Genomic DNA, 14725 nt, shown 5'->3' with positions numbered 1-14725 from the left:
GGACAAGCCATTGGAATGGCTGACTGAGAACAAGATTCCTGTCGGAGCCTGGGCAAGCAATTTCTTCAACTGGATTCGGGACAATCTCTCCGGGGTCATCGACGGGCTGGCCGAGGGCGCCGAGTGGCTGATCGAAGCGCTTCTGTGGCTGTTGCAGACGCCCCATCCCCTCGTCATCGGCGCGCTTTTCGTGGGCCTGACCTGGGTGTTGCAGCGCAACTGGAAGACGTGCCTGCTCGTCGCGCTCGGCTTTCTCTTCGTGCTCAACCAGGGCTATTGGGAGGAAATGACCGAGAGCCTGACCCTGGTCCTGAGCGCGTGTATCGTGTGCATGGCCGTGGGCGTGCCGATCGGGATTGCCGCCGCGCATCGTCCGGGGCTCTACCGGGTGCTACAGCCAATTCTCGATCTGATGCAGACGCTGCCTCCCTTCGTTTATCTCATCCCCGCCATCGTGTTTTTTGGCATCGGCATGGTGCCGGGCCTGTTTGCAACTGTCATCTTTGTTTTGCCCGCCCCTATCCGGCTGACCTATCTGGGTGTCTCCTCGACCCCGACCCCGTTGCTCGAGGCGGCCGAAGCGTTTGGCGGCACTGGCGGACAGAAGCTGATAAAGGTCGAACTACCCTACGCGCTGCCCCAGATCATGGCGGGGCTCAACCAGACCATCATGCTTTCGCTGTCCATGGTGGTGGTGGCCGCGCTGGTCGGTGCCGACGGCCTCGGGGTGCCCGTGGTGCGCGCACTCAATCAGGTCAACCCGGCGCTGGGCTTTGAGAGCGGCTTTATCATCGTGGTCGTGGCGATCATTCTCGATCGCATGCTGCGGATCGGACAGGACAACAAGCAATGAGCAAGGCCGTCATTTTCGACAAGGTCAATATCGTCTTCGGCGACAAGCCCGAAACGGCGCTGCCGCTGATGGACCAGGGTATGAGCCGGCCCGACATCCAGCAGGAAACCAATCAGGTTCTCGGCGTCCACGATTGCTCACTCGAAGTGGAAGAGGGCGAGATCGTCGTGCTCATGGGCCTTTCGGGGTCCGGCAAGTCCACGCTGTTGCGCGCGGTTAACGGGCTTAACCCCGTGGTGCGCGGCAATGTGACGGTGAGGAGTGGCGATTGGTCGGTTGATCCGGCCAATTGCAGCCGCGACGAGTTGCTGAAACTGCGCCGCGAATGCGTGGCCATGGTGTTCCAGCAGTTCGGCCTGCTGCCCTGGCGCAATGTGCTCGACAATGTGGCGCTCGGGCTCGAACTGGGCGGCATGGGCAAGGCCGAGCGCGAGGACAAGGTCCGCGAAGAGCTCGAACTCGTGGGCTTATCGGACTGGGCCGATAACAAGGTGAGCGAGCTTTCAGGCGGCATGCAGCAGCGTGTCGGGCTGGCCCGCGCCTTTGCCACCAAGGCGCCTATCCTTTTGATGGACGAGCCGTTCTCAGCGCTCGATCCGCTGATCCGCGCGCGGCTGCAGGACGAATTGCTCGGGTTGCAGGAAAAGCTCAAGCGGACCATCATTTTCGTTTCCCACGATCTCGACGAGGCCTTCAAACTCGGCAATCGCATCGCCATCATGGAAGGCGGTCGGATTATCCAGTGCGGCACACCCCAGGAAATCATTGCCAATCCGGCCAATGAATATGTTGAGGACTTCGTCGCTCACATGAACCCCCTCAACGTCCTTCGGGCCGGCGACGTCATGACCACGGCTCTGTCGGAGAATTCGGACACGCAAGTCGATTTCGAGACACCGGTTTCCGAGGTCATCGATTCCCTATCCCAGGGGGCCTCGGTAATCGGGGTCACTGAGGCGGGCGAACCTGTTGGTGCAATCACCAACAAGGAGATCATTTCCGCGTTGCAGTCCAAGGAGAACGGCAGCGCTTAAGACAGCAAGATTGCTTGCCTCTGAACCGCAAAATGCCAATCGGTTCGAGAACGGCTTGGCCATGGGAAGGTCGTAGCGCGTTTGAAGGGCCGGCGCGGCGACATGCCATCCCGGGGTGCTAGGGCACCTCGGCTGCCAGCCAGTCTCGCAGCGCGACCAGGGGGCGGTAGGATGCGCGGGCCGGCGGCCAGGCCAGCCAGTATGAGCCGGTGCCCGCGACAGCTGGTTCGAGCACTGGGCTTAGCCGGCCCGTCGCGATCTCGCTTTGCGCAATGTAGTGGGGCAGCAATGCCACCCCCAGACCGGCAATGGCCGCTTCGATCATCAGGGCGAACTGGTCAAACATCATGCCCGAAACGGGTAAGGGCATTGCTCCTTGCCCGGCAAACCATGCATCCCATGCTCTGGGCCGGGTTTCGAGCTGGAAAAGCTGCAGGCCGGCCAGATCGCCGGGGGTGCCGATCGGGTGGTCGGCAAGCAGGTGCGGCGCGAGGCAGGCCGTGACGCGCTCGTCGAACAGCCGCATGTGCACCGCGTCGGGCGCCTCCCCATTGCCAAAATAGATCATTGCATCGAACCGTTCGGCAGTGAAATCGACCAGCCGAATACGGGTGGAAAGATTGATCGTGACGCCCGGATGTGCTGCAAGAAAATCGCCCAGCCGCGGCGCCAGCCAGCGCGTGCCGAAGGCAGGCAAGACCGCCAACGACAGGGCGCCCCCGCCCAGATCGGCAGCGGTTCGCATCGAAGCGCGCTCGATGGCATCGAGCGCCGCCGCGATATCTCCTGCGTAGTCGATGCCGGCCGGCGTGGGCACCAGTCGCTTGCTCTGGCGTAAAAACAGGGGGCGGCCCAGTTGCGCTTCGAGCGAGGCGACAAGACGAGATACCGTTCCCTGCGAAAGATCGAGCGTTTTTGCGGCGGCAATTGTCGATCCCGTGCGCTGCACGGCCTCGAAAGCGGCCAGTTGTCCGATTGAGGGAAGATAGCGGCGTTGGCGGCTCATTATCTATGCGCTTTATGCATCAACTTTCCATCGAATAAGATTATTTCCAGGTTCGGTCCAGCCCTATAATGATCAAAACCCATATAGTCCCATGGAGAAATCATGGCCGAACCCCTTGCCCGCAACGGCTTCAATTGGTCCGATCCGTTCCTGCTCGAAGACCAGCTTTCGGCCGAAGAGCGCATGATCCGCGACTCGGCGGCCGCGTTCGCCGCCGACAAGCTGGCACCCCGCATCGCCAATGATTACCTCGAAGAACGGGTCGACCCGACCATTTTTGCCGATTTCGGTGCGGCGGGACTTCTGGGCGCCACGGTACCTGAAGAGTATGGCGGGCTGGGAGCGTCCTATGTTGCCTACGGCTTGATCGCGCGCGAGATCGAGCGCGTCGATTCCGGCTATCGCTCGATGATGAGCGTACAGTCCTCGCTGGTAATGTATCCGATCCTTGCCTATGGCTCCGAAGACCAAAAGAAAAAATACCTGCCCAAGCTGGCCAGTGGCGAATGGATCGGCTGTTTCGGTCTGACCGAACCTGACGCTGGGTCTGATCCCGGAGGCATGAAGACCCGCTCTGAAAAGATCGATGGCGGCTACCGTCTGCATGGTTCAAAGACCTGGATTTCAAATTCCCCCATCGCCAACGTCTTCATTGTCTGGGCAAAAAGTGCCGCGCACGGGGGCAAGGTACGCGGATTTGTGCTCGAAGGCGGCATGAAGGGTCTGTCTGCCCCCAAGATTGGCGGAAAGCTTTCCCTGCGCGCCTCAGTCACCGGTGAGATCGTCATGGATGGGGTCGAAGTGGGCGACGAAGCGCTGCTCCCCGATGTCGAGGGCATGAGCGGGCCGTTCGGTTGCCTAAACCGGGCGCGATACGGCATTTCCTGGGGCGCCATGGGTGCGGCGGAGGATTGCTGGCACCGGGCGCGCCAATATGGCCTCGACCGCAGGCAGTTCGACCGGCCCCTGGCCGCGACCCAGCTTTTCCAGAAAAAGCTCGCCGACATGCAGACCGAAATCGCTCTTGGGCTGCAGGCATCCTTGCGGGTTGGGCGGCTGATGGACGAGGGCCGGTTCGCGCCCGAAATGATTTCGATCGTCAAACGCAACAATTGCGGCAAGGCGCTCGATATTGCGCGCCAGTCCCGCGACATGCACGGTGGCAATGGCATCCAGATTGAATATCAGATCATGCGGCACGCCCAGAACCTCGAAACGGTAAACACCTACGAGGGCACCCACGATGTCCATGCGCTCATCCTTGGGCGCGCGCAGACCGGGCTGCAGGCGTTTTTCTGATGCAGCCCGAAGCGCCGCTGACCGGTCTGCGCGTGGTCGAACTCGCACGGATTCTCGCCGGCCCATGGCTGGGCCAGACGCTGGCGGACCTCGGCGCCGAAGTCATCAAGGTCGAAAGCCCCGAAGGTGACGACACCCGCCGCTGGGGACCGCCCTTCATCGAACGCGACGACGGCAGGGGTGGCACAGAAAAGGTTGCCGCCTATTTTCACGCCGCCAACCGCTCGAAACGCTCGGTCGTGTGCGATTTCCGCGATCCCGCTGACCTTGAACGGCTCAAGGCACTGATTGCCGGCGCCGATGTGTTGGTCGAAAATTTCAAACTCGGCGGGCTCGCGCGCTACGGCCTCGATTATCCAACACTGGCCGCCATCAGTCCCCGTCTCGTTTATGTTTCGATCACAGGCTTTGGCCAGACCGGCCCGCGCGCCAGCCAGCCCGGCTATGATTTTCTCATTCAAGGCATGAGCGGGGTCATGGATCTGACCGGCGATCCGGCGGGTGAGCCGCAAAAAGTGGGTGTGGCTTGGATCGACGTCTTCACCGGTCTTTACGGCGTGATCGGCGTGCAGGCGGCACTGGCCGAGCGCCAGCGCTCGGGCAGGGGCCAGCACATTGATCTTTCCCTCCTCGATGTCGGTGTGGCGGTTCTGGCCAATCAGGCGATGAATTATCTGGTCTCGGGTACCAGCCCATCCCGCATGGGCAACACTCACCCCAACATCGTCCCCTATCAGGTGTTCCCGGTCCGAGATGGACACGTCATCATCGCCTGCGGCAATGACAGGCAATTTCGTTCCCTGTGCGCCGCCCTCAATCTCCCCGCACTCTCGACCGATCCCCGCGCGATGACCAATTCCGACCGTGTAACCAATCGCGACACTGTCGTCGGTCTGCTGACCGAAGCGACTGGTCTGTGGATCAAGGCGGACCTGATAGCAGCTCTCGAAATGGCCGGCGTGCCCTGCGGGCCGATCAACACGGTCGCCGAAGCCCTTTCCGAACCCCAGATTGTAGCGCGGGGCTTAAAGATTGCCCCCCAGGCCATCCCCGGCCTGCGCACGCCACTAAGCTTCTCGCGCAGCCGGCTGTCGCTTGAGGCCGCCGCACCCTTGCTCGGTGCTGGGACATGGGCATGGTCTCAATAGGACTGTCTTATGATGTACCCGGTCCCATCGCCCAAAGGCCGACCGCCAGCCCGATAAACAACAATCCGATGGCAAGGCCAACATAGATCAATACCGAAGCGGGAAAGCGCGCCAGCCGCGTGGAAACAGTGTGCCGTGGTGTGGCCATGGCCACCGTCTCTGCATTGGGCGGTCTGCCTGCTGCCTCGGCGTCAGTTCCCAGTGGTGCGGCGGCAGGGTCCGGCCACTCTGTCTTTTCGCCGGTTTTCCCTGAATCGATTGCATCACGCAGGGCATCTGCTGTTCTCGGAGGACTCTTGCCAGCCATCATTGTGTCCTTTGGCGCTGTCATCCCTTTCGCAACCGCTTCTGGCAGCGTGGGTTCCCTGCAACTTCCAAGGGGTGTCATCAGTTATTGAAGGGAGAAGACCGGGCGTTGGCCCGAAAAAAGGAGCAGGACCATGAAGGACAAAACGCGGGATCGCGCGCCCGCTTTCAAGGAACGCAAGCTCCCGGGGTCCGGCAGGGCTGTTCAGCAGGTCCGCGACGCCGGCGCCGAATCCACCCGCGATGATAGGTCGGGCTGGGACGACGTCGATGAAGCCGTTGACGAGACCTTTCCTGCTTCCGATGCCACGGCCAAATATTAGCCGACGAACAAAAGCCGGCCCGTGGTTTACATCTCGTTCCCCATCCCTACATTGGGGACCGTGGTTCGCAGGGTACGTCCCGGCGGGCCTTCGCTGGACCTGTCCTGAGGCCGCCTTGAGAGCACGCGGCGACGGGTCCTGAGCAAACACAAATGAAAAGGACACAGCATGACCCAGGCAAAGCACGGGGATACTGTGCGCATCCATTATACCGGACGGCTCACCGACGGCACCCAGTTCGATTCTTCAGATGGCCGTGACCCTCTCGAATTTGAGCTTGGCTCCGGCCAGATCATCAAGGGCCTCGAAGAGCAGGTCCAGGGCATGAGCGTGGGTGCCAAGGAAACTGTAACCATTCCTGCCGACGCAGCCTATGGCGCTCACCGCCCCGAAGGCGTGCAAAGCGTTCCGCGGACGCAGATTCCCGATGGGGTCGACACCTCGGTGGGCGCCCGGCTCCAGGCCACGGGCAATGACGGCCAGACCATGGTTCTGACAGTCATCGACACCTCCGAAGAGGCCGTCACCGTCGATGCCAATCACCCGCTCGCGGGCAAGGATCTGGTGTTCGACGTCGAACTGGTCGAAGTTCTTTAGTCACGCTTCAATAGGCCCGGGCGCATGTCCGGGCCATTTCGCGGTTTTCCGTAATCCGCTCTTTACCATTTCGCCGGTTTTCCAGCGTTTGGGTGGGCTTTATGCCGCCCGGTTCAGGCTTTCCCAAGATTTTTGGCCCAAGACGGTCCTACGCCCACGTGGCAGAAACTCACGGCAACGGGACGACTTCGATCTATGGCAGCCATAACAGATATCGGCGACCTTGCTGCGGCGGGACAGCCGCTGCGCGCGGTGGTCCATGACTCCATTGCCAGGGCCGAGACGGCTTGGCGCCGCTTGCAGCACGACGGGGTCTATGGTCCCTATCAGCGTTTCGACTGGGTCGCTGCCTATCTCGATGCAGGCTTTGCACCGGACGCCCATATCGCGGTCCTTACGATCCTTGAGCATGACCGCCCCATCGCTCTGATCCCCTTCGAGATCGTGAGCAAATTCGGGCTGCGCGTCGCCCAGATCATCGGCATGTCGATATCCAACGGCGATGCGCCGGTATTCGACCCGCAATCGACACATTTGCTCACACCAAAGGCTCTGCGAGAGGCGCTGGCGAGCTTGCCAGCCGATATCGTCAATTTCCATTGCGTTGCCCCGGAAATCGGAGAGCATGTTAACCCACTGGCTCGGCTCGGCGGAAATCCGGCCCCTGACAATTTCTACGTCAATGCGCTCGAGCCGGGCGATGCGCCTTTTATCGAGCAATCGTTGCCCCACAAGCGACGCACCAATATCCGTCGCTCCCAGCGCCGGCTCGACGAAGGATTCGGGCCCGTAACGCTCCATCGCGCCAAAACGCCGGCTGAAGTCGAAACCATACTCGAAGTGTTCCTCGATCAGCGTGGGCGCCGTTTTGTTCAGATGGGGGTGGAGAACATTTTCCAGCGCCCCGCCTTCAGGCAGTTTTTCCGCCGATTGGCGCTCGAGGGGCTCGATCAGGACCGGCCTGCCATCAGCCTGCACGCCCTTTATGCCGGTGAGACGATCGTTGCCACCAGCATCGGTACCTATGGCCCCGCCCATTATTCGCAATACATCAACTCCACAGATTACGGCGATGCATCGCGTTATTCGCTGATGGGGGTGACGCTGTCGCTTCTGGTCGACCAACTGCGGGCCAACGGCATAAAGAGCTTGGACATGGGGCTGGGCGACTTCGACTACAAGACCGACTGGACGCACCGCCAGACCGTGTTCGACATCGTGCTGCCGGTCTCTGCGCTCGGCCATGGCGCTGCACCCCTGCTGCGGGGAGCTCGCGCGGCGAAACGCAAGATCAAGCAGACCCCGTCACTTTGGAAGCTTGCCCGTACCGCTCAATCGGCGATGGTTGGATTGCGCCGCACCGTGTTGGGACAAAGCGGGGACCGGTAACCGGTGGTCTAAAGGCCCATTACCGCCAGGCCCCACCAGGCCAGCCCGGCAGCGGGCAGGGGCAGCAGGAGCCGGGCGATCCACAGGGTGGGCTGGTTTTCGGCGCCGCTGATCACCAGTATTCCTGCGACAAAGCCGAAAAGATAGAGAGCCCCGGCAGCCAGAAGGGGCAGTGGCACCACGATAAAAAAGATCGCGACTGGCAGTGCGACCGTCAGCAGCAGCCCAACCGACATTATGACGAGCCACGGGACATAACCCGAAATGCTCACCCGGTGTTCTGGCGTTCGCGGTTCTTCTCCAATAAAAAACAGCTTATCGGCCCTTCATTCTTACCCGAGATAAACGATGACTTACGATTATCGAATTCTGGGCGACAATCAAACGCGATTGAATTCAAGTTTGACTGTGGGCATACCATTGAGCTCAGCGGAAATGTTTGAGAAATATCAAGCCGGACGACGATGCCAAAGCCCGATAGTCAGATGGAAGTGTGAGCGTTCATGCCCTTGGGGGAAGTACGCAATATGCCGCGACCCTAAAGCCCTGTGAGCCCGGACAGCCAGCCGATAATCTCTATAATGGGCACAAGAAGCGATAGACCCAGACCGACTGAGGCTGCGGTGGCCAGCGTTCTGGCCCGGCGGGGCAGGGGTGGCGATGTGGGGTCAGATGGTGCCGTCCGGTCGTCTGGTCCAAACGCTTTCACGCTGCTCGCTCCCTTTGCACCACTCACCCGATTGTGAGCATGCGAGAGGGTGAGCCGCTATTGGGAGGTTTGCGTATGCGCCGCGCCGGTGGGGTGCTGTGCCGGGTCCGGTCGGGAAGCATCCATTCCTTTATGGCTGGTCTTGGACCAGTGGTAGGGACGGAAGACCAGATCGAACCCCGCCATCACCACCGAACACCACGCCATGACCCAGTAGGCCGGCAGGGCAACCAGCCACGGCGCGATATCCTTGCGTCCGATCCTGTCCAGTCCGATGACGCTGATGACGATGGCGCCGGAATACCCCAACAGCAGTGTGCCCAGGCCCGCGACTGTCCAGAGGTCGGGGGTTCCAACCACAAGTATGTCGTACAGCAGGCGGGCAATGGTGCCTATGAGAAACAGCCCGTGTACGCTCAGCGAGAGCACCATGCCGCCCACGAAGATGTAAAAGGCGATGAGATTGGCCCAGCCCAGATCGGCCAATAGCTTTCCCGGACGCGCCGAATGGACCAGAAGGGTCTGCATCCACCCCTTGATCCAGCGTGAGCGCTGGCGAATCCACCCTGCCACGGTTTCCGGCGCTTCTTCCAGAGTCACGCTTGCCAGGCTTTCAACACGCAGGCCCATCCGGGCCATCCGAATGCCCAGATCAGCGTCCTCGGTCACATTGAATGCATCCCAGGCGCCAATATCTTTCAGTGTAGTCGTGCGGAAGTGATTGGACGTCCCGCCCAGCGGAACCGGAAAGCCGGCCCGCCCGATGGCCGGCAGCAGCACGCCGAAATGGCCAGCATATTCGGCGGCGAACATGCGCGTGATCCAGTTCCGCGAAGCGTTGGCAATCACCAGTTCTCCCTGCAGGCATTCAAGCGTCGGATCCTCGGCAAAAAGGCTGGCTGCGGTTCGCAATTGTCTCGGATGAGGAAGATCCTCGGCATCGAAAACCACAACATGCTCGCCCCGTGCCAGTGGTAGTGCGTAATTGAGGGCCTTGGGCTTGGTATAGGGGCGGCAGCGCGGCACGACGATCAGCGAAAAGCGCGTGTCGCCCAGCTGGGCGCGCGCGGCGCTCACGGTGGTCGGGCTGGCGCTTTCGACAACGAATTTGATGTCGAGTTTTTCGGCCGGGTAGTCGAGGGCCTGCATGGCACATGCGATCTGGGGCACCATATGCGCTTCGTCGCGCATCGGCACCAGCACCGTATAGACCGGCAACTCGCGGTCATCGAGCAGGCTCTCGGGCCGCAACGCCTCGTTGCGTTCAAAGGTAAAGGCCGCCCACAAACGAAAGCCCGAGGGCAGAGCCAGCACCAGCGCCAGCACGGCAAGCAGAGGCGCCAAACTGAGAAGACCCGGCATCACAGCAACCGCGGCCAGCACAGCCGTGGCTGCGACAAAGCCCGCCCGCACCCCGCTCGGAAGATCGAGATGCGCGCTGGCGAACGGAAAACGGCGCGCCAGCCGTTGGAGGGCATTGGCTGCCAAAAGCTGGGGATTGGTCTGTGCGATTGCTGCGTCCAGGGTCGCAGGCGAAACGATGCACAGCCGCCGACGCAGATTTTCGTCATCGCCGATCCGTTCCGCCAGGCCACGCAGATGACCAAGACCTGGTGACAGGAACAACACTTCGTTTCCCTCGATATGCCCGCGGACCGAACGCAGGCCCCCGAGGTGGTCGACATCGGCATTGGCATTGGCATCGAGCGGGGAGAGGAAAGGCGCTATGTCGGTGCTGTGCGGCACGCCCAGAAAGGCGGCAGCCTGCCGGTAGGGTTTTTCGCGATCGCTCTGGTCCAGGGCGGCCAGAACCTCTATGGGGTCGGCGCCGATATGACGGGCGCGGTCAAGTGCGTCATCGACCACACGCCGGGACCAGCCCGGCTGCATGCCCAATGCCTCAGCGAGTTCGACATCGTCAAACGGTCGCACGACGTTCATATGCCCCCAATCGTCGCCCCAACCCTACCAATTGTTTTGGCAATCGGCCATAACGAGGTTCAAATTTGTTCAAGACCTTGGAATTTATGGTGACAGTGTTTCGGGCAGTCCTTTTTGCCGCCTGCATTATTGTCGGAGGGGCTGGCGGTGTTATCGGCCAGAACCTGCCGGTCCACGTCGATCCGGGCGCGCGCGACGACACGATAGACCCCGTCGCGGTTCCCGCCCTGCGTTTCCTGACTACGTCCGATTTTCCTCCCTTCAACTATACAGACGCGGCAGGGCGGCTCGCCGGCTTCAATGTCGATCTGGCCGATGCCATTTGCGCCCGGCTCGAAGCGCGCTGCACCATTCAGGCCTGGCCCTGGAACCGGGTGCAGGACGCGCTGGCCGACAATCAGGGAGATGCCTTGATCGCCGGGCTCGACATCGCCGACAGTGCTGGAGAGCGCTTCGATTTCTCACGCATCTACCTGCAATTGCCCGCACGGTTCGTGATGCAAAAGCCGGTCGCCCCCGACTTCGATCCCCTCACCATGGTCGGCAAGGTCGCGGCCCGCGAGGGTTCGGCCCATGCCGAATTGGTCGAACGCACGCTCGATCGCGCCGAAATCGCTTTCTATGACAGCGAATTTGAAGCACTAAATGCCGTGGCAGCCGGCGACGCCGACGCCTTTTTCGGCGATGCCGCCCGCGCCTCGTTCTGGCTTAACGAAAACCCCGATTGCTGCGCCTTTGCGGGCGAAGCCTATTTCCGCCCAGACCTGTTCGGAGCCGGACTGGCGGTGGCCGTTCCGGCGGGTCTGGACAATGTCCGGGTCGCCATCAACTGGGCCCTGACCCGGCTGCAGCGCGAGGGCAGGATCGATGAAATTTACCTGCGCTGGTTCCCGGTCAGTTTCTATTGACCCTCAATTACAGCCGCCGATGTCTGATCCGTGCCGACGTTTCGATCGCCGCCGTCGTCAGCCGATCAATCGAGAACGCATCGCGGATCATTTCCAGCATGCGCAATTCTTCCTGGTTGAGCTTGAGATCGACCGTGACGATCTCGACGGCAATGGCGTAGGCGGTTTCCTGTAGCCTTGGCTCGAGGGTCTGGGCAATCTGGTCGAGCAGGGCATCGAGCCCGGCCTTGTTGACAGTCTCGACGCAGGATGAGGCGACTTCGGGCAGGCGCTCGATATCGAAATTTTCAAACACCGGCCACCGGCTGATGAGCGCGGCGAACCGGTCCATTTCCCGATCGGTCACATCCTTGTCGGACACCGCGGCCATCACCATCACATGGACAAGGGCATCGGTTGCGGAAAGCTGCATGAAATCACCTGGGCTCGGTTGGAGGCGCGCGCAAATCTAGAAAGTGCAGCGCAGTGGCGCAAGGGCTCTCGATCATCGGCATTGACCTTTGGAAGTGGTTGGTGCAACACCGCGGCCTGAAATCTCCCAGTCTGACTAAAGGATGGGCTCAAGTGTCCCAGACCCTGCCCCCTCTCGATCCCTCGGCCATTGCTGCCGCCCCCAACGCCCGTGCCTGGCCGTTTGAGGAAGCCAAAAAGGTTGTGCGCCGCGCCGAGAAACTGGGCAAGGACGAGGTGATCTTCGAGACCGGCTACGGCCCTTCGGGCAAGCCCCATATCGGCACGTTCGGAGAGGTGATGCGCACCACAATGGTGCGCACCGCGTTCCGGCTTCTGACCGGCGATGCGATCAAGACCCGGCTGATCTGTTTTTCCGACGATATGGACGGCATGCGCAAGATCCCCGACAACGTGCCGTCGCGCGAAGCGCTGGAGCCCTATCTCCAGATGCCCCTGACGGCCGTGCCCGATCCCTGGACCAATGAGTTTCCCAGCTTCGGCGAACACAACAATGCCATGCTGCGCCGGTTCCTCGACACCTTCGGGTTCGATTACGAATTCGCCAGCGCCACCGATTATTACAAGTCGGGAAAGTTCGATACGATGCTGCTGCGCGCGCTCGAACGCTATGACGACATCATGGATGTCATGCTTCCCACGCTCGGCGCGGAGCGGCAGGCAACCTATTCGCCCATCTTGCCCATTTCGCCGATTTCGGGCCGCGTGCTTTACGTTCCCATGAAGGAAGTCAACGCCAACGACGGCACGGTAACCTTCGCCGACGAGGACGGGCGCGACGTCACCATTCCGGTGACGGGCGGCAACGCAAAGCTGCAGTGGAAGCCCGATTTCGGCATGCGCTGGGCCGCGCTCGGGATTGATTTCGAGATGTTCGGCAAGGATCATCAGACCAATCAGGTGATCTATGACAGGATATGCTCGATCCTCGGCGGTACCCCACCCGAGCATTATGTCTACGAACTGTTCCTCGACGAAGAGGGCCAGAAGATCTCCAAATCCAAGGGCAATGGCATCACCATCGACGAATGGCTGACCTACGCGTCTTCGGAAAGCCTCTCGCTGTTCATGTTCCAAAAGCCAAGAACGGCCAAGCGGCTCTATTTCGATGTCATCCCCAAGGCGGTGGATGAGTATTTCACCTTCGCCGCCAAGGCGCAGGCCGAAGATGCAGGCCAGCTTCTGGAAAACCCGACCTTCCATATTCATTCCACCATGCCGCCGGCATACGATATGCCGGTGAGCTTTGCCCTGCTGCTCAACCTCGCCACAGCGTCAAACCCCGAAAGTCGCGAGGTTATGTGGGGTTACATTTCAGCCTACGCCCCCGGCGTGACGCCCGAGACCCATCCCCATCTCGATGCGCTGGTGGGCTACGCCATGCGCTATTTTGAGGATTTCGTTGAAAAGACCTATCGCGCGCCCGACGATGTCGAGCGCAAGGCACTCGAAGACCTCTCCGATAGCCTGTCGAAACTCCCCGCTGATGCGGGTGGAGAGGCGATCCAGAACGCTGCACTCGATGTGGCGCGCGAGATTGAACGCTATCAGGACCACAAGCGCCTCGGTCCCAATGGTGGCCCGGGCGTGTCCGGCGCCTTCTTCCAGATGCTCTATCAGGTGCTGATCGGCCAGGAACGCGGCCCCCGGTTTGGCTCGTTCGCCGCTCTTTACGGCATCGAGAACACCCGCAAGCTGATCGAAAAGGCGCTAAGCGGGCAACTGACCTCCCGGAGCTGAAAGGCGATGGCGGTCACCCCCGACCTCGCCGAACTCGAGGCCACGATCGCACGCATGGAAGCGCGTTTTGATGCCGATCTATGCGCCTCCGGTCTGATGGCATCCTATCGCGATCTGTGTGCCCGCTTCGACCCCGACCTCGTCGATCCGCGCGATATTGCCCTCAGCCGCGCCGCCGCTTTGATGATGATAAAATATCAGCTCGGGGAACCTTGACCGAACGCACCCTCCCGGCGCTGGCCATTTTGGTTCGTCCATTGGCCGTGACCGGGTCAGACCGGCAGGGTTCAGTGGTCGTCCGGAACCACTGGAAATTTACGCGATGCTACTGGCTGGCCCACAAAATCCGGGCGATCCAGTCGATTTCTTCGGGCTTGAAAATCCGCGGCGGATGGTCGGGATTGATCGAGTGCAATTCGATCTGTTTTTCAGTGCGCCGGTGCAAGATCTTGGCCATGACCTCGCCTTCCTGCGTGCGCGCCACTACACGGTCACCGCGCCGCAACTGTTCGGTGGGCGAAACGATGATGTAGTCGCCGTCGCGATAGAGCGGCTGCATGGATTCCCCTGTAACCTCGAGTGCATAGGCCGTGCCATCGCCCAACCCGGGGAACCGGACCTCATCCCATCCCTGGCCCGCTGGAAAGCCTGCCGCATCGAAATAACCGCCCGAGCCTGCCTGCGCAAAACCCAGCAGCGGCACAGCGCGGCTGGCCGCGGCGCTCTGGCTGTAATTGAGCCCACCCGAAAGCAGAGAATCGAAATTTTCGCTGGTGGCCTCGAGCACCTTGGCAATCGATTCGGTCGATGGCCAGCGCTCCCGCCCGTCCTTGCTGACGCGCTTGGAGGGATTGAACGCCGTCGCATCCAGCCCCGCCAGCTTGGCAAGGCCCGACGCCGACAGGCCATGTCGGTCGGCTAGGCTGTCGAGGGCTTCCCATATGGCGCGATGAGACAACATAGACAAACAGGTTCCAAAAAAGGAATAATATCCCCACAAT

Annotated in this window: 16 protein-coding genes; 10 read left to right on the top strand and 6 right to left on the bottom strand. The window is 61.1% G+C overall.

What is annotated here, in order from left to right; all coding sequences use genetic code 11:
- Positions 1-10: 10 nt before the first annotated feature.
- Together choW and choV are read left to right on the top strand one after the other, a co-directional pair.
- The gene (gene choW, locus V6617_RS14640) at positions 11-853 is read left to right on the top strand and encodes a choline ABC transporter permease subunit (protein WP_338607697.1); all 843 of its coding nucleotides are present in this window, start codon (positions 11-13) and stop codon (positions 851-853) included.
- Positions 850-1887, top strand: coding sequence for a choline ABC transporter ATP-binding protein (gene choV / locus V6617_RS14635; RefSeq protein WP_338607696.1), 1038 nt, complete (start codon positions 850-852; stop codon positions 1885-1887). Before choW ends, choV begins: the two co-directional genes overlap by 4 nt.
- Before the next feature lie 118 nt (positions 1888-2005).
- On the opposite strand, the gene V6617_RS14630 is transcribed toward choV, so the two are convergent.
- Positions 2006-2893, bottom strand: a complete 888-nt coding sequence (locus tag V6617_RS14630; protein ID WP_338607695.1) for a LysR family transcriptional regulator — start codon at positions 2891-2893, stop codon at positions 2006-2008.
- 102 nt (positions 2894-2995) lie between these two features.
- Between V6617_RS14630 and V6617_RS14625 the strand changes: the two genes are divergently transcribed.
- Complete coding sequence (locus tag V6617_RS14625; RefSeq protein WP_338607694.1) at positions 2996-4192, top strand: acyl-CoA dehydrogenase; 1197 nt, start codon at positions 2996-2998, stop codon at positions 4190-4192.
- Positions 4192-5340 (top strand): CaiB/BaiF CoA-transferase family protein, encoded by a 1149-nt coding sequence (locus tag V6617_RS14620; protein ID WP_338607693.1) that lies wholly within the window; start codon positions 4192-4194, stop codon positions 5338-5340. The genes V6617_RS14625 and V6617_RS14620 overlap by 1 nt, the downstream gene beginning before the upstream one ends.
- Positions 5341-5347: 7 nt before the next feature.
- Here V6617_RS14620 and V6617_RS14615 read toward each other — a convergent pair whose 3' ends face one another.
- A complete protein-coding gene (locus V6617_RS14615) occupies positions 5348-5488 on the bottom strand; it encodes a hypothetical protein (RefSeq protein WP_338607692.1) in 141 nt (46 codons plus the stop codon).
- Positions 5489-5780: 292 nt separating this feature from the next.
- Between V6617_RS14615 and V6617_RS14610 the strand changes: the two genes are divergently transcribed.
- The 3 genes from V6617_RS14610 to V6617_RS14600 all read left to right on the top strand — a co-directional run bounded on the left by V6617_RS14610 (position 5781) and on the right by V6617_RS14600 (position 7955).
- On the top strand, positions 5781-5969 hold the full coding sequence (locus tag V6617_RS14610; protein WP_338607691.1) for a hypothetical protein: 189 nt from the start codon (positions 5781-5783) through the stop codon (positions 5967-5969).
- 168 nt (positions 5970-6137) lie between these two features.
- Positions 6138-6566, top strand: coding sequence for a peptidylprolyl isomerase (locus tag V6617_RS14605; RefSeq protein ID WP_338607690.1), 429 nt, complete (start codon positions 6138-6140; stop codon positions 6564-6566).
- A gap of 195 nt (positions 6567-6761) precedes the next feature.
- Positions 6762-7955, top strand: a complete 1194-nt coding sequence (locus V6617_RS14600; RefSeq protein WP_338607689.1) for a GNAT family N-acetyltransferase — start codon at positions 6762-6764, stop codon at positions 7953-7955.
- A gap of 8 nt (positions 7956-7963) precedes the next feature.
- Here V6617_RS14600 and V6617_RS14595 read toward each other — a convergent pair whose 3' ends face one another.
- Complete coding sequence (locus tag V6617_RS14595) at positions 7964-8227, bottom strand: hypothetical protein (protein ID WP_338607688.1); 264 nt, start codon at positions 8225-8227, stop codon at positions 7964-7966.
- Between the two features lie 494 nt (positions 8228-8721).
- On the bottom strand, positions 8722-10605 hold the full coding sequence (locus tag V6617_RS14590) for a glycosyltransferase (RefSeq protein ID WP_338607687.1): 1884 nt from the start codon (positions 10603-10605) through the stop codon (positions 8722-8724).
- Positions 10606-10691: 86 nt separating this feature from the next.
- On the opposite strand from V6617_RS14590, the gene V6617_RS14585 reads away from it, so the two are divergent.
- Complete coding sequence (locus V6617_RS14585) at positions 10692-11513, top strand: transporter substrate-binding domain-containing protein (RefSeq protein WP_338607686.1); 822 nt, start codon at positions 10692-10694, stop codon at positions 11511-11513.
- A 7-nt stretch (positions 11514-11520) separates the two neighbouring features.
- On the opposite strand, the gene V6617_RS14580 is transcribed toward V6617_RS14585, so the two are convergent.
- On the bottom strand, positions 11521-11925 hold the full coding sequence (locus V6617_RS14580; protein WP_338607685.1) for a tellurite resistance TerB family protein: 405 nt from the start codon (positions 11923-11925) through the stop codon (positions 11521-11523).
- Between the two features lie 152 nt (positions 11926-12077).
- Between V6617_RS14580 and V6617_RS14575 the strand changes: the two genes are divergently transcribed.
- Entirely contained in the window at positions 12078-13724 is a 1647-nt protein-coding gene (locus V6617_RS14575) for a lysine--tRNA ligase (protein WP_338607684.1), read from the top strand.
- 6 nt (positions 13725-13730) lie between these two features.
- Positions 13731-13940: a hypothetical protein gene (locus V6617_RS14570; protein WP_338607683.1), complete on the top strand. Its 210-nt coding sequence runs from the start codon at positions 13731-13733 to the stop codon at positions 13938-13940.
- A 109-nt stretch (positions 13941-14049) separates the two neighbouring features.
- Here V6617_RS14570 and V6617_RS14565 read toward each other — a convergent pair whose 3' ends face one another.
- Entirely contained in the window at positions 14050-14685 is a 636-nt protein-coding gene (locus V6617_RS14565) for a helix-turn-helix transcriptional regulator (RefSeq protein ID WP_338607682.1), read from the bottom strand.
- Positions 14686-14725 lie beyond the last annotated feature (40 nt).

It is taken from the genome of Pelagibacterium nitratireducens (assembly GCF_037044555.1).
GTDB lineage: Bacteria > Pseudomonadota > Alphaproteobacteria > Rhizobiales > Devosiaceae > Pelagibacterium > Pelagibacterium nitratireducens.
This window is presented reverse-complemented; position numbering and strand designations above follow the sequence as displayed.